Annotated in this window: 19 protein-coding genes; 11 read left to right on the top strand and 8 right to left on the bottom strand. The window is 55.7% G+C overall.

The window, feature by feature from the left end:
- Positions 1–822: an ABC transporter permease gene (locus tag HMPREF3158_RS04435; RefSeq protein ID WP_062036348.1), complete on the bottom strand. Its 822-nt coding sequence runs from the start codon at positions 820–822 to the stop codon at positions 1–3.
- Complete coding sequence (locus HMPREF3158_RS04430; protein WP_070497461.1) at positions 822–1673, bottom strand: ABC transporter ATP-binding protein; 852 nt, start codon at positions 1671–1673, stop codon at positions 822–824. The genes HMPREF3158_RS04435 and HMPREF3158_RS04430 overlap by 1 nt, the downstream gene beginning before the upstream one ends.
- Positions 1674–1766: 93 nt before the next feature.
- Here HMPREF3158_RS04430 and HMPREF3158_RS04425 point away from each other — a divergent pair, with 93 nt between their 5' ends.
- Together HMPREF3158_RS04425 and HMPREF3158_RS04420 are read left to right on the top strand one after the other, a co-directional pair.
- Positions 1767–2162: an NUDIX hydrolase gene (locus HMPREF3158_RS04425; protein WP_070497459.1), complete on the top strand. Its 396-nt coding sequence runs from the start codon at positions 1767–1769 to the stop codon at positions 2160–2162.
- Between the two features lie 88 nt (positions 2163–2250).
- Entirely contained in the window at positions 2251–2748 is a 498-nt protein-coding gene (locus tag HMPREF3158_RS04420; RefSeq protein WP_070497457.1) for a hypothetical protein, read from the top strand.
- A gap of 97 nt (positions 2749–2845) precedes the next feature.
- On the opposite strand, the gene HMPREF3158_RS04415 is transcribed toward HMPREF3158_RS04420, so the two are convergent.
- The 4 genes from HMPREF3158_RS04415 to HMPREF3158_RS04400 form a co-directional block, all read right to left on the bottom strand.
- Positions 2846–3676, bottom strand: coding sequence for an alpha/beta hydrolase (locus HMPREF3158_RS04415; RefSeq protein WP_061925679.1), 831 nt, complete (start codon positions 3674–3676; stop codon positions 2846–2848).
- An 81-nt stretch (positions 3677–3757) separates the two neighbouring features.
- The gene (locus tag HMPREF3158_RS04410) at positions 3758–5164 is read right to left on the bottom strand and encodes a DUF5129 domain-containing protein (protein WP_168161744.1); all 1407 of its coding nucleotides are present in this window, start codon (positions 5162–5164) and stop codon (positions 3758–3760) included.
- Positions 5161–5802 (bottom strand): response regulator transcription factor, encoded by a 642-nt coding sequence (locus tag HMPREF3158_RS04405; RefSeq protein WP_005530578.1) that lies wholly within the window; start codon positions 5800–5802, stop codon positions 5161–5163. Before HMPREF3158_RS04405 ends, HMPREF3158_RS04410 begins: the two co-directional genes overlap by 4 nt.
- Positions 5799–6833, bottom strand: a complete 1035-nt coding sequence (locus HMPREF3158_RS04400) for a sensor histidine kinase (protein ID WP_062036356.1) — start codon at positions 6831–6833, stop codon at positions 5799–5801. Before HMPREF3158_RS04400 ends, HMPREF3158_RS04405 begins: the two co-directional genes overlap by 4 nt.
- Before the next feature lie 111 nt (positions 6834–6944).
- On the opposite strand from HMPREF3158_RS04400, the gene HMPREF3158_RS04395 reads away from it, so the two are divergent.
- Together HMPREF3158_RS04395 and HMPREF3158_RS04390 are read left to right on the top strand one after the other, a co-directional pair.
- A complete protein-coding gene (locus HMPREF3158_RS04395; protein WP_062036358.1) occupies positions 6945–7541 on the top strand; it encodes an ATP-binding cassette domain-containing protein in 597 nt (198 codons plus the stop codon).
- The gene (locus HMPREF3158_RS04390; RefSeq protein WP_070497456.1) at positions 7525–8736 is read left to right on the top strand and encodes an FtsX-like permease family protein; all 1212 of its coding nucleotides are present in this window, start codon (positions 7525–7527) and stop codon (positions 8734–8736) included. Before HMPREF3158_RS04395 ends, HMPREF3158_RS04390 begins: the two co-directional genes overlap by 17 nt.
- Here HMPREF3158_RS04390 and HMPREF3158_RS04385 read toward each other — a convergent pair.
- Entirely contained in the window at positions 8705–9394 is a 690-nt protein-coding gene (locus HMPREF3158_RS04385) for a hypothetical protein (RefSeq protein ID WP_141740994.1), read from the bottom strand. The two genes, HMPREF3158_RS04390 and HMPREF3158_RS04385, sit on opposite strands and share 32 nt — an antisense overlap.
- Positions 9395–9541: 147 nt before the next feature.
- Between HMPREF3158_RS04385 and HMPREF3158_RS04380 the strand changes: the two genes are divergently transcribed.
- The 5 genes from HMPREF3158_RS04380 to HMPREF3158_RS12895 all read left to right on the top strand — a co-directional run bounded on the left by HMPREF3158_RS04380 (position 9542) and on the right by HMPREF3158_RS12895 (position 13433).
- Positions 9542–10774 (top strand): adenosylmethionine--8-amino-7-oxononanoate transaminase, encoded by a 1233-nt coding sequence (locus HMPREF3158_RS04380; protein ID WP_070497452.1) that lies wholly within the window; start codon positions 9542–9544, stop codon positions 10772–10774.
- The gene (gene bioD / locus HMPREF3158_RS04375) at positions 10771–11418 is read left to right on the top strand and encodes a dethiobiotin synthase (protein WP_070497450.1); all 648 of its coding nucleotides are present in this window, start codon (positions 10771–10773) and stop codon (positions 11416–11418) included. The genes HMPREF3158_RS04380 and bioD overlap by 4 nt, the downstream gene beginning before the upstream one ends.
- Before the next feature lie 759 nt (positions 11419–12177).
- Positions 12178–12468, top strand: coding sequence for a PadR family transcriptional regulator (locus tag HMPREF3158_RS13370; RefSeq protein WP_083291042.1), 291 nt, complete (start codon positions 12178–12180; stop codon positions 12466–12468).
- On the top strand, positions 12465–13211 hold the full coding sequence (locus HMPREF3158_RS04365; RefSeq protein ID WP_061925661.1) for a hypothetical protein: 747 nt from the start codon (positions 12465–12467) through the stop codon (positions 13209–13211). The genes HMPREF3158_RS13370 and HMPREF3158_RS04365 overlap by 4 nt, the downstream gene beginning before the upstream one ends.
- Before the next feature lie 78 nt (positions 13212–13289).
- Positions 13290–13433, top strand: a complete 144-nt coding sequence (locus HMPREF3158_RS12895; RefSeq protein WP_158510262.1) for a hypothetical protein — start codon at positions 13290–13292, stop codon at positions 13431–13433.
- Between the two features lie 337 nt (positions 13434–13770).
- Here HMPREF3158_RS12895 and HMPREF3158_RS04355 read toward each other — a convergent pair whose 3' ends face one another.
- On the bottom strand, positions 13771–14454 hold the full coding sequence (locus HMPREF3158_RS04355; protein ID WP_235591335.1) for a response regulator: 684 nt from the start codon (positions 14452–14454) through the stop codon (positions 13771–13773).
- Between the two features lie 502 nt (positions 14455–14956).
- Here HMPREF3158_RS04355 and istA point away from each other — a divergent pair.
- Together istA and HMPREF3158_RS04345 are read left to right on the top strand one after the other, a co-directional pair.
- The gene (gene istA, locus HMPREF3158_RS04350; RefSeq protein ID WP_062036375.1) at positions 14957–16531 is read left to right on the top strand and encodes an IS21 family transposase; all 1575 of its coding nucleotides are present in this window, start codon (positions 14957–14959) and stop codon (positions 16529–16531) included.
- On the top strand, positions 16532–17224 hold the full coding sequence (locus tag HMPREF3158_RS04345) for an ATP-binding protein (protein WP_062036377.1): 693 nt from the start codon (positions 16532–16534) through the stop codon (positions 17222–17224). It abuts the gene before it with no gap.
- The last annotated feature ends 31 nt before the right edge of the window (positions 17225–17255 follow it).

The following is a 17255-nucleotide window of genomic DNA, read 5'->3' as shown; positions in this document are numbered from 1 at the left end:
CTAAATTCCGATTTGGGCCCGAGTCTTGGATTGGATATTGGCGAGGGAGCCAAAAGTCTCCTTGCGGAAGCTATAGCGTAGCAAGGCAATAACAACTATAAATCCAACGATGATCCAAGTAAGAAGAACCCCCACAGCTAGCACAGGGGTGAATTCTCCGCCGTACTCCCACTGCGCAGGATTATCCGAGATCCACCGCGATAGGTGTCCGGACCAGTAGAAGGGCAGGATGAGCTGCGGAATCTGTATCCAGCGAGGAACGTCAGCCAAGGAGATAAAGCTGCCGCTGGTAGAAAACAGCGCTATGACGATGGCATAACCGACAAGCTGTGAATATGTCCCACGCATGAACGCACCGAGCACCAGCCCCAAAGGTGCTGCGGCTAGATTCGAGAGCAAAGCGATGCCCAGCATGGGAACAATACGACCCCATGAAATTTCTAGGTTCGGCAAGATAAAAAGTGCGGCAAAGAGCAGTACTGCCTGCATGATGAATACGACGCTTACACAAGAGATTGTCTTGCCGATTGCCCACACCCACGAGCCATTAGGCAACATTCGCGCGCGCACTAAGGCGCCGCCTAATCTGTCGCTATAGAACTCGGCAGCAATCTGCATTATCACGAACGTCGAAAAGCTGCCGACCAAACCAGCGAGAATTACCGACGAAGTCGAAGTTTGCTCAATCATCTCCTGCGAGCTTTGGCGAACCATCACCACGATAAACAGAACGGGCGCGAACACCATGAACGCTCCGACGCCTACAAGCTGCGGCCGAATGTCACTTGCCGCCTGGCGGAGGGCTGCTTTGAAGATTTTCATTACTGTTCCCCATTCTTTTTCACGATGGAAAGGTAGGCATCCTCTAGCGTCGGACGCGTCACGGTTAATTCAGAGATGGAACTAAGAGGAAGGCTCTGCAGAAATTTCTCTGGCGTTTCCGTGGCATGAACGTTGCGCACCCCATCTGCAACCCACGAGACCTCCGCAGTTCCCAAATGTGCTGAGCGCAGCTGCATAGGGCTGCCGTTTGCTAAGACTTTTCCCTCACCCAAGATGATGATTCTGCTGGCGAGCTTTTCAGCTTCAGCGAGATCGTGGGTGGTCATAAGGACCGTGGTAGAACGATCCACGTGGTCCATAATCACGTCGTGCATTTGTGTCTTCGAGACCGGATCGAGCCCCGTCGTCGGCTCATCTAGGAGTAACAACTCAGGCCCACCGATGAGCGCTGCCGCAAAATCTAGGCGACGCCGCTCGCCACCGGACAGGCTCGAAATCTTCTGATTTTCCTTATCCCCTAAAGACACCAACTCAAGCGCCTGCTCAACCCCCATTGCTGCCGGTGAGTGGGTTTCATGGATGCCAGCAACCCATGCCAACTGGTCTTTAACGCGCCACTTGGGGTGGTCGGACCAATTCTGCTGAACCAAACCCACACGAGACCAGAACCCGGCCTTTACCCTGCGAGGGTCCTGCCCGAAAACACGAACCCTGCCGGTAGTTGGAGTCAAGGTGCCCACAATGTTTTCCAGCAGCGTGGTCTTTCCCACACCGTTTGGGCCAAGCAAGCACACCACCTCGCCTGGGTCAACATGCAAGTCCACTCCGCCCAGAACTTTCTTCGCACCATAGGAGAAAGCCAGGCTGTCAATCTCAATCACTCGAGTCATTACACTCCCTTCAGTTCAAACCTCACTAAGGAATATAGCACATGTACTACATATTGGAAGGGGGTTACTTCACGTCCTGATAAGCTCGCCTCCATGCCAACACCAGAAATCCACGTAAGCGCTGTCATTTTCCACAACTCAGAAGGCCATGTCCTTTGCGTGCGAAAGAAAAACACCACCGCGTTTCAGTTTCCGGGTGGTAAACCAGACCCCGGCGAATCGCCCCTCCAAGCTGCAGTGCGCGAGGTAGGAGAGGAAATTGGCGTCACGCTTGATGGCGCTCTACTTAGCCCACGTGGCACCTTCCGCGCAGCCGCCGCCAACGAGGAAAATCATGAGGTCATTGCAGATATCTTCAGCTATCCATCCCCTGTCATCCCAAACATTGCAGCGGAGATTGCCGAGTATGCATGGGTAGATTTGACCCAACCTCACGTTGAACTCGCACCGCTTCTGAAAACCCCTGCACTACGCGAGAAGCATTGTTAGATTGCGGTCATGAGCAGCACAGAGCGACATGTTGGAGTTGCTGACTTTGGCCGAGTAAACCTTCCGCTTACTGCACTTTCATGGCACAATGACCTGCATGAGCAAAGTACGTAAGTCCGCACTGTTGACTGCAGCCACCGCAATCACCGTTTCCCTTGCCACCCCAGCCGCCTCCGCCGACATGGTGGATGACTACCTCGCGAAGGTTCCTGCGGGCCAGATCTCCTGCGATCAGGCAAGCCGCTATTACACCAACGCTTCCGACTACAACTCCAAGAAGTCCCAGGCGCTCGCCGCTGCTAATTTCCACCCGCGTGGTGGCGAAATCCGCGATGCCATCGCGCGCGCGGATGAGGCGATCGCGCGTTGTGGTCTAAATGGTGGCGCTCCAGCTCCAAAACCAGCACCTGCCCCAAAACCAGCACCTGCCCCAGCAAACGTGATTTCGGTTGGTGTGGTTCCGGGCCAGCCTACGGTTGATGTGCCGGTTGGCCCGCAGGTCTTCCGTATTCCGGACATCAACAAAATCATCCAGGATCTCTTCTCCCAGGCACAGTCCCAGGTTTCGCAGCTTTCTTCCTTCTAGGAGGGCAGAAAGTACTCGTCCGCGTGCAGGCGAACCACTCGCGGCAGGTAGCGCATTTGTTTGCCACGACGTCGACAAGCGAGTGCCCCATGAATCATTAGCGGGTAAGACCCCACATAACCTGATCGAGCGCGCAAGAATCGTGCGGCAGATCTGGATGCGCTGCTGGGGCCTCACAGACGTCGCCCAAGCTGACGTTTTCAACGTCGGCGCCTGGTACCGCAGTAAGCTTCGAGGTTTCGTTCGGCGTGACGGTGGTATCCGCCGGGCTATAGATCGAGGTGTACTTAACCCCCGGCGCGGTATCGGGCAGTTTGTTCATTTTCTCAATAAAGTCCGAGCCCTGCAGCTGCTGAATGCCGGCCGTAGTGCCCAAGAAGGCAGCCAGCTTCGGCATAACCTTGGCAATATCACTCAACGCAGGTCCCATACCGCTCAGCGTAGTGCCGTGATAGTTGCCACCGATTGCGACAACACGGGAGACCTCCTCTGGGGAACCGTAGAGCTGCGTGAAAGTCTTGGTGTGCAGCCCGCCCTGGGAATGGCCCACGAGGTTGACCTTGTCAGAGCCAGTAGCGGACCGAACATACTCGATTTGCTCTGCAATCTCGCGAGCAGAAGCATCAAGATCCCCAATCGCCTTCATGGCCGGGATTGCATTCTGCAACGTGACATCGTCCGCGCCGTAGTCGAATGCCCACACGCACATGTTTTGCTCCTGCAGCCGCGGAATCAGATCCGTCCAGGCCGAGGAATTATCGCTGGTGCCATGAATGAGAACCACTGGCTCAACATCAGAAACGCAGCTCGGATCGTTGATGCCATAGCTCTCTGGCACTGAGGTCTCAAAAGTGGCAGCTTGAGCAGGTGCGATGGACACGGTAGCGGCTAGAAAAGAAGCCGTGAGGAAGGTGGTAATTCGACGCATGCCCCACAGAATAGACCCTGCTCACGGATTTTATTCAAGATAGGGTAGCCGGGTGTGTACGTTCGGACAATACTCAAAGTGTCAGAAACTCGAGGCACCACCAGCGCCGGAGAACCCCGAGCTAAAGTTGCTGCTCACGTTGGGTGAAGAAGCTACGGAAGCGCTGTTCCATGAGCTGATCGCCATAAAAGGTACGAATCCGTGATAACCCACTCCCGGATAGAAGGAAGGCTCGTCAATACGCGGGCGCGCCGCCAATTCATCCGCTTCGTTTTCCTTTTGTAACTGCGTTTGGATCTGCCCAAAGAGCGTGGCTGCGCGCTCCACTAGCTCGAGGTAACGATCCATAAATTCAGGCGCGGCCGCATCGATCTCCTCGGAAACGGCAATCAGTCGGGATGCTTCTTCCGCGACCCCGCCCGTGGATTCCGTGCGCGCCTCAATCAGGTCCTTGCGTAGCTCATAGAGTTCCTTGCGGCGCGCGTTAACGTCAGCATGCTCGACGGCATACAGACGGTCGATGTTGTGTTCTGCGGTATCTACGCGGCCACAGATGGATTTCGCTTCCTCGATTCCACTCGCCGCTTGTTCGAATTTCTCGTCGGAGGACTGCTCGTTCAGGCTGGCAAAAGCGCTAACTTTATCGTCGAGATTGAGGAACTCGTCGCGCAATTGCTCCCATTCCTCGCGCATCCGGGCGTCGACAAGCGCTGATTGCAAAGAGTGCGCACGCACGTCGATGGCATTCAAGCGTTGAGCGATATCCCCATAAGCCCGTGAAACGTATTTCCAATCCTCACGGGCGGTCGCAATACGCTGCGCTTTCCGACGCCGCGTAGCACCCACCGCAGCAACGATTCCTCCGGCAGCCGCACCCGCGCCGAAACCACCAAAGCCAATACCGAGACCGCGGTTAGCCTTAGCATCGGAATAAAGCTCCTCACTGACCTTGTCTGCATCGGCAGCATAGTCAGCGCCAGCGAAAAGACCTGCCGGGATATTTCCTGCCTTCACGCCCGGTTTGATCTCTTCGATTGCGTCTTCCAAATGACCATCTTCTAGTTCCAGGGACAGGTCCTTCCCCACATCGTTGCCCGCGAAGATAAAGGCTTGACGTGGATCGAGGCCCACGCCAACGAAGAGCTGGCCATCGGTGAAATGGTCATCGCCAATGAGGTCTGGGTGATTATCGCGTAGATACTCTTCGACGGAATCTTCTACCTCGTCCTTGTTCTTTTTGAAGACAAGGTAGTTCAGCTGCTTGACCGGAGCTGCGAAGTGGATTCGCTCAACGTCACGACGCATGCGTGCTTCGTCATCGGGGTTTAAGACATCTTCGGGATCCATGATCTCGACCTTGACGTCTGCGGACCTCTCGACGGAATAATCTGCTTGCTCCGGAGATGCCGCAAGCGTGGCAACACCGAAAGCAGTGCCGCCGCCAACCAAAAGCGCTGCTGCTGCAGATGCCGCCAGAATCTTTTTCATTCCAATCTCCATTCTCGCTTGGTGCGCAGCCATGCCAGGACTGCCTTGACGCGGCGGTTTTCGTCTTCGGGGCTGAACCCGAGCTTCATGAAAACATTCGCCACGTGTTTGCTTACTGCACCGGCAGTGAGCACGAGCTTGCCTTCGATCTCGCGATTGCTGGCGCCTTGTGCCATCAAGGCTAGTACCTCGCGTTCTCGGGGCGTGAGCTTATCGACGCCCATCTTCCGGGAGGAGAGCAAAGTGCTCACGACTTCCGGATCTACCACGGTGCCACCTGCAGAGACCGTATCCAGTGCATGGATGAACTCATCCACATCGGCGATTCTTTCCTTGAGAAGATAGCCGAATCCGCCGTGTTCGATGAGTCCGTCCAGGTAGCTGGCGGCGACGTATTGGCTCAACACCACGACGGGCTGCTCAGGCGTACGTTTGCGAATCTCATTGACTGCTCGCAGGCCGTCGTCCTGCAAAAGCGGCGGCATCCTGACGTCGGTGACAATGATGTCGAATCCTTCCGCCGCAGCACGCAATTGATCAGCATCTTCGACCGTGGTGACCTCATGGTCCAAGGAACGCAGGAGTTGTTCGATTGCCGCACGCAGCAGGGCGGAGTCTTCAGCAAGCAAAATTTTCATGGCAGTCTCATCCTTAACCGTGCGCCCTGATCAGTGTCTTCTAGTTTCACGCTTCCGCCCAGGGCTATGGCGCGCTCTTCCAGGCCGGCGATGCCGGTTCCCTCGCCCGCGGTTAACCCATGTCCGTTATCGGTGATGGAAATTTTTATCCCTTCTCGGTAATCCAGCTTCACAGTCGCTGCGGTGGCCTCACCGTGCTTTACGGCGTTGGTTAGCCCCTCTGCCACGCAGTGATAGGCCAACAAGGCGCTGGTTTCATCAAGGGAGCGTTCTACGCCCTTGCATTCGAGGGTGATCTCCAGCCCGGAATGGACGAGGAGTTCTTCGAGAGCCGCAATCAGGCCATTATCGAAGAGGACCTGCGGTGCGATGCCGCGGACCGTGTCGCGCAAGGCGGAGAGAGCAAGGCTGGCGTTGTGGTCGGCGGCGTCGAGAGCCGCGGTGTCTCCCCTTTTCGCCGCGGCTAGGTTGAGCTTGAGCGCGGTGAGGTACTGCTGCGGGCCGTCGTGTAGCTCTCGTTCGATGCGGCGGCGCTCGCCGGAGAAGGCGTCGATAAGCGTGGCTCGCGCATCGCTCTCCAACGCCAGGCGAGTGGTGCTCACGGAAAGAAAGGTCAAAAACTTCGCGCCGAAGATAAGGACCAGCAAGCACAGGCAGCCAAACGTCCAGCTCACCACGATAGCCAGGGCTCGATTTTCAATGACGAGGCTACCGATGTTGAACCTATCCGTGAAGAAAGGAGCGATGAAGAATACCACCGTCATAGACCCCACGAACAGCCACAACGCCATGCTCAAAATCGAGAGCAAAAGCTGAATCAGAAGGTGATAAAATTGCTGCCAATCAAACCAGCGATGTGGGGTGCGGTAGCGAATCTTCACGCCCAACCACCGTGCGCCGCCGCGGGTAATGACGGCCATGAGGGACGCAACGAGCGGAATCCATGGCAGCATGACAACGGAAACCACAACAGCGGGAATACACAGCAGCGCTAGCACTAGATTCCACGCCACGGATTTGAAAGTTGCCATAGAGTACAACCCTAATCCGCACTTCGGACACACGCAGTGGAGCTAGCTCCCCTAAATTTCTGGGAGTCTCCCCCATCGGAATACTGCGCCTTTCAACGTGAAATCGAAAGCATGACACTCATCGCAAAAAATCTCACGAAGAAATACGGCAAGAATCTGGTGCTAGACCATCTCTCGCTGCGCATTGAACCGGGCGAGTTCGTGGCCATCATGGGCCCTTCCGGCAGCGGCAAGTCAACACTCCTCGGCCTGCTTTCTGGCCTCGACAAACCTACAACCGGCAAGGTCAATGCACCGGGGCGCAAGCACCGCGCTTTCGTGTTCCAAGACTATAACCTCCTGGAATCGCTTAACGCCCAGCAGAACGCGGAACTTACGGCGAAGTTCTCTGGCCGCAAATGCGGCCCGGCGAAGCTGCACCAGACCTTTGAGAGCTTGGGCATCGGCGGGCTGGAAAAGCGCTTACCGGCACAGCTTTCGGGCGGACAGCAGCAACGCGTCGCGGTGGCGCGAGCATTGCTTGCCGACGCCCCCTTCATCTTCGCCGACGAGCCCACCGGTGCGTTGGACGACGACACGGCGGACGTGGTCATGGATCATCTCGTCCGCGTACCCAGCACGGTGGTAATGGTCACCCACTCGCACGCGGCCGCCGCGAAGGCCGATCGCATCTACAAGCTGGAGGAACACCATGTCCGTATGGCTTAAGGATCTACACAGCAATTGGCCTTCCTGGCTGGCGGTGGCGCTGACGTGCTTTTTCTCCGGAATGGGATTCTCGCTCGCCGTAGCGCTCATTAACGCAACCGGTGATGACACAACTTCTCTGGGCGGAACCATCCTCGGGCTGGCTATCTGCTCCAATATTCTCGTCATTTTCTCGCAGATGAAGCTCATCATCGACGAGCACATCCACATCTACCGCAGCTGGCGCATGGTGGGCATGCCCAATTGGCTCATCTTTGTACTCGTGCTGGGTCAGATTGCGGCGGTCTCTACGTGCGGTGCGGTTCCTGGCGCCTTTTGCGCTACATTTCTCACGGACTTCGCACTCGATGCTTTCCACCGCGACAACATTCGAGTGGACGGTATCTCCGTGACGATGGGCGGTGTTGTGCTTGCTAGTGCGGTGTGCGTACTTGCCGCAGTACTGGGTGGATTCTTGTCATTGCGGCGTATCTACCGTTCGGGGATGCCACGGTGGACAGCTGCCAAGTGTGCGCTCGCTTTAATCCTTGGTGCCGGGATCTTGTTTGCCTGCACCTTGATCGAAGATCCGATAGATGCAATGTCCGCGTGTTTGGGCCTTATCCCCTTGTTCGCATTCCTGGTTCCATGGATGTTGCCACTGCTTATGCAGTGGACCCGACCTCTCGGCATCGCTGGCGCGAACGTGCGCGTACGCAGCAACTTCACCGCACCACATATCATACCGTGGATCTTGTTCGGCGGCCTCATCATCGCCGTGGGCTCAGGTCTCCGCGCCATGTTTAGCATGGAGGAGGAGTTTACGATGTCGCCGTGGCAGGTGTTCGTAGTGGTACTCGGGCCGACGATCGCGCCGAGCGTGATGGCGGCGTTTACTACTTCGCTGTTAATGCGCAAGCGGATCGCTCACGACGCAGGGGCGCTAACTTTGGCGGGTGCTGCCAGGAACAGCATTTTCCGGGTACAAATCGGTGAAGCCTTCGCACTGACAGCAACCACGACGGGATTACTGTCCGCACTCACGCTCTTCATCGTCTTGCTCATGAACCACGGGATGGCAGGAGAATACGCGCTCACCGGCTTCTGGTGGCAGGCATTACTTGTGCAAGCTTGCGTGATGTTTATGGGTCTTTCCGGCTTCAAATGCGGGTTGGCCACAAACTTTAGGGATACAGCTGCACACGTCCGTCCGTAAAGGACTTGTACTGCTCAATGTCTCCGCCAACTGGGACTAATTGACCATCTTCAACCTCTAGGCGCACGCGTGCGGTTTCGGTAATTCCCTCTGCGGTAGAACGGCCGCGATTGCCTACGGTGAGCTCGATTTCATCGTCTCCCACCACGGAAGCCTCTTCCACGGAAGAAGCGGTAATACCGTGGCCGCCGACCAATTCACCCTCGGACCAAATGAGGATTCCGCCTGCGATTGATGCACCCGTTCCGGCAGGACCGTTTTCGTCACCGAAGGCGCCATCCAGTACGGCGTAGCTAAGCTCCGCGCACGGATCATAGGCGCCGTCACTGACCGTGTAGTGGAACTTAAAACTATCTTCATTCGTATTGAGAACGCCCTTCGCGCCGTTGGCGAATCGCTTCTGCAAATCAGAGCCGCCGTCCGCGCACTCTTCCTCTTCATTTTCTTTATTTTCCGCAGTTACCGTTTCGGTTACTACCGGCTGCGGATCTGCTTGCTGCTGGGTCTGTTCTGTGGACTCAGTTTTCTCGGTGGACTCGGTTTGTTGTTCGGTAGTCTCACGGAATACCGGCTTCGGAGAATCGCTTTCGGATTCCGATGAACAACCGGCAACGCTCAACGCAACTACAGCACTCGAAACAGCAACGAATTTCCTCATGATTTCAAGATACTTGACTGCCTGCTAGAGAAGTTCCGATAGCCAAGGAAAGAAAGAGCAGCGCGGGAGCTACACCCGGCCTTGAACGTTGTTCAATTGCAGTCATGAAATGAGATATCGCTGTGGTAGAGATAATTCCATGCCTTTTTGAACAGTGTTCAAGTCACTGCGATCGACTCCACCCACATCTGGCACCCCTATGCCGCGCCCGGCGCGCCAGCCTTGCAGGTACTGCGCACCGATGGTGCCTATTTAGAACTCGCAAATGGCCAACGCGTCATCGACGGCATGAGCTCCTGGTGGGCGGCATGCCACGGCCATTCGCACCCGCGGCTGGTGGCGGCGGCGAAGGATCAGATCGATAGGTTCAGCCACGTCATGTTCGGCGGGCTCACTCACGAACCGGCGGCGCGGCTTACCGCAAACCTCCTGGAGTTGACCAAGCACCAGTACGCGCAGGTCTTCTACTCCGATTCCGGATCCGTCGCGGTGGAAGTGGCGGTAAAGATGGCGCTGCAGTGTTCGCCACCCGGCCGCACCAAGCTTTTGACCTGGCGCTCGGGCTATCACGGCGATACCTTCACTGCGATGAGCGTATGTGATCCGGAAGGCGGCATGCACTCTATGTGGAAGGGCATCCTTGCCGAGCAGATCTTTGCCCCAGCTCCGCCCACGGAAGGCGCCTCGTCTAAGCAGCGGGCGGAATACTTGCATAAGTTCGAGTCCTTTATCACCGAAGAAGTCGCCGCGGTCATCATCGAACCCGGCGTGCAGGGCGCAGGCGGAATGCGCTTCCACGACCTAGAGCTAGTCGCAGGCGTGCGGGAGCTATGCGATAAGCACGGAATCTTGCTCATCGCGGATGAAATCGCCACCGGGTTTGGTCGCGCAGGTGAGCTCTTCATGACGCAGGCGGCAGGAATCACGCCCGACATCATGTGCGTGGGCAAGGCGCTAACGGGTGGGTTTGTCTCGTTGGCAGCAACCCTGGCCACGCAAAAGGTGGCGAAGACGATGCAGCCACGCGCATTGATGCATGGGCCGACGTTCATGGCCAATCCCCTGACCTGCGCGGTGGCAGCCGAGTCCACCGCCATGATTGCGGAAGGCACCTGGCGCGCGGACGTCGCACGCATTGAGCAAGGTTTACGCGCAGGGCTTAGCGACGCCCCCGACATCACCCGCGTGCGCGGCGCCATCGGCGTACTGGAAATGGCCCATGACGTGGACATGGAAGCGACCACCGCGGCGGCCCTTGAAGAAGGCGTATGGCTGCGCCCATTCGGCAGGCTCATCTACACAATGCCACCATATATCTGTACCGATGAGGAAGTAGCGCGCATTTGCCGCGCCGTCGTTGCCGCCGGGGAGGTCGCATGATCTATTGCATCACCGGAACCAATACGGATGTGGGAAAGACCATTGCCACAGCGGCCCTGGCCGCGCAGTACCAGGCGGCGGGCAAGCATGTGGTGGTGGCGAAACCGCTGCAAACAGGAGATACGAGCGATTGCGCCACGGTCACACGCCTTACCGGCGTGGACTCCCGGCAATTCAAGCACTATCCGGAGCCTCTAGCGCCGAACCTTTCTGCCCGGCGCGCGGGATTACCGCAGGCCGAAAAAGAGGAGGTGCTGGCGTGGATTCGCAGCATCGATGCAGACGTCGTACTCGTGGAGGGCGCGGGCGGCCTGCTGGTTCGGCTCGCGGATAGCTTCACGCTTGCCGACGTCGCCCGTGACCTCGGCGCCGAACTTTTCATAGTCACCAGCTTGATGTTGGGCAGCCTCAACGCCGCTGAGCTCACCGTGGAAGCTGCCCGCGCCCGCGGCATTCACGTCAAAGGGCTGGTTGGCGGCATGCTGCCACAAGAGCCGGACCTCGCCACTCGCCTCAATATCGCGGAGCTTCCCAAGGTCACCGGCGTGCCACTGCTCGGCTGTATTCCTACCGGCGCAAGCTCGTTAAGCAAGGAGGAATTCTGCGCCCAAGCAGCGCAGTGGGATCTCTTAGGCGGCCTCTAGATCGGCCCACGCAACCGGAAAGGGCCTTTCATGACTCGGCCTCCTCATCCCCTGGAACAATCTTGCCGTCTATGGCACTCAAGATGCAGCCAGCCAAAATGTAACCACTCGCCTGCATATGGGTGGCCCAGTTGCCTCCGCCTCCGGCCACAACCAAAAAGATCATGAAACCCACCGCAATGAGACAATAAACAATGAATCGGCCATGCGCACCGAGCCGATATCTCCGCGCAGAAATGACGCTGATGACCCAGCTGAGCACTAGGAGAATTGCATAGACTAGCCCTCCGGCCAACGCACCCGGAACCATGTACAGCATTCACTATCCCTTCCAGCAATCATCTGCGGGGCCTTGGAAGCACTTTCTAAAAGGTAAAACGAAAAGTCTTGAGACTTCACAAGCGTGTGCAGGTCACAAATGCAGGTCAACATACCTTTCTGAAGATTTCTTCCCGGCCACACTAACAAAATCTCCCAAGGATTATTACCCTCTTGCCCCCCATTAAAAAATCCTAGTTTAACTGCAAAACATCAGGCCTAGATGCCGTTGAGACGAGACACCGTGACCAGTGGGCTACTTTTAACCGTCGTTAACACGATAGCCCGACGGAACAAAAACACTCGACAAGGCCTTGTCGGCAAGAAACACACGTACTTTCTATGTTGCGACACAACCTAGGTAGGTTTACAATCTAGGTTGTGTCCATACATAGATCTTTCCCAAGCCACTGGTTACGAGCCGTACTACCTCTCGCAGTCATGCATGTCTTAGCTAAAGAGGCGACTTATGGCTACGAGATAGCTGCGTCACTCAAGGAGTCAGGGTTTGGCGACATTAAAGGTGGCACTCTTTATCCGCTACTTGCGCGATTAGAGCGAGATGAATTGGTTTCACCACAATGGCGCGCAGGGGAATCAGGACCAGGTCGGAAATATTACGAACTAACCGAACAGGGAAGAGCGCAACTAGACGAACAAACACAGCAGTGGCGCGAGTTTTCACAGATCGTCACAGCTCATTTTGCACACAACAAGGAGAAGCCGGCATGACACAATACGCAACCGAAAAAAGCTTAGCGCCTGACATCGATCCACGTTGGGCGGAAGAATTTATCCTCACCGCACGTCTCGAAGAAATTCCAGGAGACGTCATCGGAGATACATTAGGCGAAGTAAACGATCACTGCCGTTCGGCCAATGAAAGCGCACTTGAAGCCTTCGGCCCTGCACGAGACTACGTAGAACAGATCGCAGCCGACGTGAAAAAAGTTAAAAGCCCAAGCATTTTAATACTTTTAGGGCCTGCTTTTTTACAAATCGTAGGCGTGGTTTTGTGCCTGCAAGGAGTCTACGGCCTTGCCTCAGGAACGTCGCATCCCCTCGATTGGGCGACAATAGCAGTCTTTGGGATTGTAGGAGTACTACTGCTGTGTGCTGAAAAGCCTTTAGCATTCGTACTGCGACTGATAGTCCAAAAGCCAGTACTCGGCGCCGCTACCTTCGGATTACTTGCCCTGCTGTGCTGTGTACTGTTTTCTATTCCAATGTGGTGGTCAACCCCCGCCGTACCGATTCACAGCTCGATTGTGCTGTGCATTGGAATCGCTGCCATACTAATTGGAACCATTCTTGAAATCGGATTCGATAGTTTCGGAGGCTTTGACGATCCCCTCATCGTGGCCGGGCAGAAAGATAAGACGCCCGAAAAGAAGTCAAAACTCTCATGGCTATCCAGCGGGTACGCCATTATTTGCGCGATTATTGGCTCGATAATCATCATGATATTTGCCTAATTTCTGAGTTAGGCATCCGCTGAGAGTGTCTGATGGTTTGTGTGTGGGATTCCATCCCGCATAAGGAGATAAGCCAGAATGACTACTGTGGCACGACGAGACCCGGCTGATAAGGCCAAGATTGACGCGATTGAGAAGAAGCTTCTTGCTAACCCTGAAATCGCGAAGCTAATTGACGAACTAGGCACGTTGAAACCAAGCCCCACACACAAACAAACTTGACACGCTCTCCCAACGCCGCAGAGATGGCAGCATAGCTTCCCCCGTCCAAACACATCGCCATGATGTCTTTGAAGTTGGCCATGAAAGGCCCTCCTTAAGGTCATGAAAGGTGATGACGCGCCGACACAAGTTGTGCCAACACCACCTATACAATGACCAAAAACAAAGAGCCCTACCACCTATCCGGAAAACCCCGACCAACTACGCCGAAACGGCAGCCCAACGAGCGCAGCAAGGCGGGAGTAGTGGTTGGGCTGTGTCAAGGACCCCAATATCGTGTGTCACGCCCGAACCCCCGGCGAACTAATCAATGCACTCTAAAACCGGAAGAGCCATTTTACAGTGATTTTCCCAATCCTGATTGGATCACCGTGATTGCGAGACTGAGTCTTGAGGTTACGCCAAAACATGCGATGAGATGTGAGACGTGCTTTTTTACTGTCGCTTCGGAATACTTCATCGCAGAAGCTATTTCAGCATTGGATAGCCCTTGGCATATATGTTGTAGGACGTGCGTCTCTGCTTCGGTAAGCCTTTCGTACACTGGGGAAAGGTTCGTTTGGGGAGATGCTGGTGTGAGAACTTTCCCCGGTATGTACTCAATGAGTCTGCTTAAGGCCTGCGGGGAAACTGTTGTGCCACCGGTCATCGCCTCTCGGACCGCAGTGATAATTGCCTGTGGCTGTGAGCTTTTAATGATGTAGCCGACACCGCCACCTGCCAACACCTTGAGCATGGTTTCGTCACTGTCAAGCGCGGTGATGGCTACGAATACAGGAGGACTCAGTCGACGTTGGACTTCGTGCAGTAACGTCACCCCGTCCATCTCCGGCATGTGGATGTCAGCTAGAATGATATCGACGTTAACACTGTCGATCGCAGTGAGTGCCTCGATTCCATTGCGTGCTTCCGCTACGACACGGATGTCCTCAGTGGTAGCGAAATATTGTCGAAACGAGTGCAGGACCAGCGGGTCATCATCGACAATAAGGACCCGTTTTTCCATGTCATGCTCGCTCATTGTTGGCAACTTAGTTGCACCACCGAAGGGCTGGATGATGTTCGCAAGAGAAGATATCGGTGATAGAGCCGAGTGTTGTAATAACGTGACTTTCCGTGTGCGGCTCTTGAACTTGGGGAATCTGCGATATCGGGAAGGTCGGTTCAGCCGTTGCGGAAGGGGTGACTGTCAAAGTTAGGAACGTCGCCGCTGTGAGGGGGGCAATAAGTTGAAGGTATCGGAAAGGTGACATTTCCTGTCCTCTTCTATATCTAGGGGCCATCTCAGACATCTTATTGTCTCGTACTCGTTATTTAATCAAGTGATTTTCATTGAGGATTGTAGACGAAAGTGACCACCTCATTGGGGGGTGTTGGCGGACATGAAAAGTTGACCAGTGGCGGACACGGGATTTAGGGGTTTGGGGAGTTTTTATCGGGGGTAGAAAACTAAGGGGGTCTTCATCCAGTGTTCGATAGAAGTGTCTAGCCGGACATATCTATCGAAAGGATGAAGACCCTTTATGCAGTCTTCCAGAAGAAGCCAGAAAATTCTGGCTCGTTACGCCATTTTAAAAAATGCGCGTGCTGTCGCCGACGAACATAACGTCTCGCACAACACGGTTCTACGCGTGGTGCGCGCTCACGCTGACGCACCGCCAGTGCGTGGGCCACGTCCGTCGATTACGGATGCGCACCGTGGATTCATCAAGGAACTGATCATCAACTCGGGCGGAAAGATCCGCGCTGACGTGGTCTATGAGGTTTTGCTGGACCGTGGTTTTGAAGGAAGCCAGCGCACCACGCATCGCATCGTCGCGACGCTCAAACAGGAATACCGCCTCTCGTCATCGCGGCGCGCACACCAGCGGTGGGTAACCGCACCAGGCAAATGGCTCCAGTACGACTTCGGCGACGGCCCAGTAGTCGATGGCAAGAAGACCGTGTTGTTTGTGGCTTGGGTTGCCTACTCGCGATTCCACGTCGTCTTTGCTCTGCGTAACCGAAAGATGACTACCGTACTCGCCGCCTTAGACCGGTGCTTTCGGGCTATCGGCGGAGTACCCGACTTTGTGCTCACGGATAATGAGAAAACCGTAGTTGTAGGCCGTCACGCAGGCCTGCCGGAGTTCAATCCGACAATGGAATCGTTCATGTCGCACTACCGCGTCAGTATCCAAGTCTGTGCACCGGCAGACCCTGCCACGAAAGGCGGAGTCGAATACGCCGTACGCCTAGCCAAAGACGACATTCTTCCCCGCGATACGAATCTCGTGGACGCCTACGAGACCTTCGGCCAGTTCGAAGCAGCATGCCAGGCGTTTATGGACAAGATCAACGCCCGACCACACCGTACAACCGGGCTTGTTCCTGCAGAAGTACTGCGTGAAGTCGAAGCTAAACACCTCGGGCCACTGCCGGTGGACACGCATCCGAGTGTCTTCGGTGAACTGCGGAAAGTGCCGGCGAATACGCCCATGATCACCTACCAGCACGCGGTGTACTCAGTGCCTGAAGAACTCATGGGCCAGCAATTCTACATCACAGAACAATCCAGCCCAGACGTCGATGAGGTCGTAATCTACTTCCACGACATCGACGGGGTGGAAGAAGTCGCACGCCATGTCAAAGGAGCCCGCGGCGACAGCCGCATCGACCCGAACCATTTCTCCTTCCAACGGCCTGAGCCTGGCCACTACAAGGTCAATCCTCGCTCGAAACTAGAAAAAGACTTCCTTGCCATCGGACCTGGTGCCGAAGCGTGGCTGCGCTTTGGGGTTACCCACCACGCACCGCAAATCAAACACACCATGAGTTTGTTCGTCACGCTGGCCGCTACGCGCGGGAAGTGGTTCGCTGATGACATCGCTCGCGCCGCGATCGACGCGGGCCTTATCACCAGCACCGATATCGAAGCCATGGCAGATAACTACCCAGTCAACGCCCTAGCAGCCAAAATCGGCACGGCCTTTGATATCGAGGGCCCAGAACCTGAAACCATCGAACATGCCTCGAACTCCTGGGACGGGTTCTACACACCCACACCACCTAAGACCTCACACCACAAGGCCGACGCGCACGAGGAGGAATGGTTCTAAATGAGCGCACCCAACTACCAGCTTCCCGCAGGGCTTTCCGCACAACTAACCAGGCTTCGAGTACCCGGGCTTAAAAGTGCCGCCATTGACTACTTTCAATCATGTGACAATGACGCTCACCGCCGGCACCTGGAAGATTTTCTAGGCACCATTGTCGAAGCAGAAGCACTCAGCAGGGCCAAGTCAGCTCTAGTCACCAGGCGTAAAAATGCTGGACTTCCTACCGGGGTAAGTTTCGACGCGTGGGACCCAGCCAGGTCTACCATCCCAGTAGAACGCCAAGAACACCTCAAAGCCCTGAACTGGGTGGACCGCCACGACACCCTCGTTTTGTGCGGGCCACAAGGCACTGGCAAATCCATGCTCACCGAAGCACTTGCAGTCGAGCTGATTAAACGCGGCAAGAAGGTCAAGTGGCTCACAATGAAAAACCTCGGCCAACTCATTAACCGGCACGCTGCGGACTTGGACCCGCATAAAGGCTTTTCGAAACTCGCCAAACTGGACTTAGTCATCCTTGACGACGTGGGATACTTCGACGTTACCGTCGCTGAAGCCAACGGATTCCTCGCGCTTATTGAAGCGACCTACCAGCACACCTCGCTGGCGATTACCCCAAACTCGCATCCGTCACGGTTCGCCGACCTCATGCCACAGGTACGCCCCACACAGATCAACGCCGCCATCGACTGAAGTGCCCCAGGTTTTGTTCCGTTTGAGTAGA

The sequence above is a fragment of the Corynebacterium sp. HMSC06G04 genome (assembly GCF_001807365.1).
Taxonomy (GTDB): Bacteria; Actinomycetota; Actinomycetes; order Mycobacteriales; family Mycobacteriaceae; genus Corynebacterium; species Corynebacterium simulans.
The sequence above is the reverse complement of the archived record's forward strand: the minus strand, read 5'-3'. Positions and strand labels throughout refer to the sequence as shown.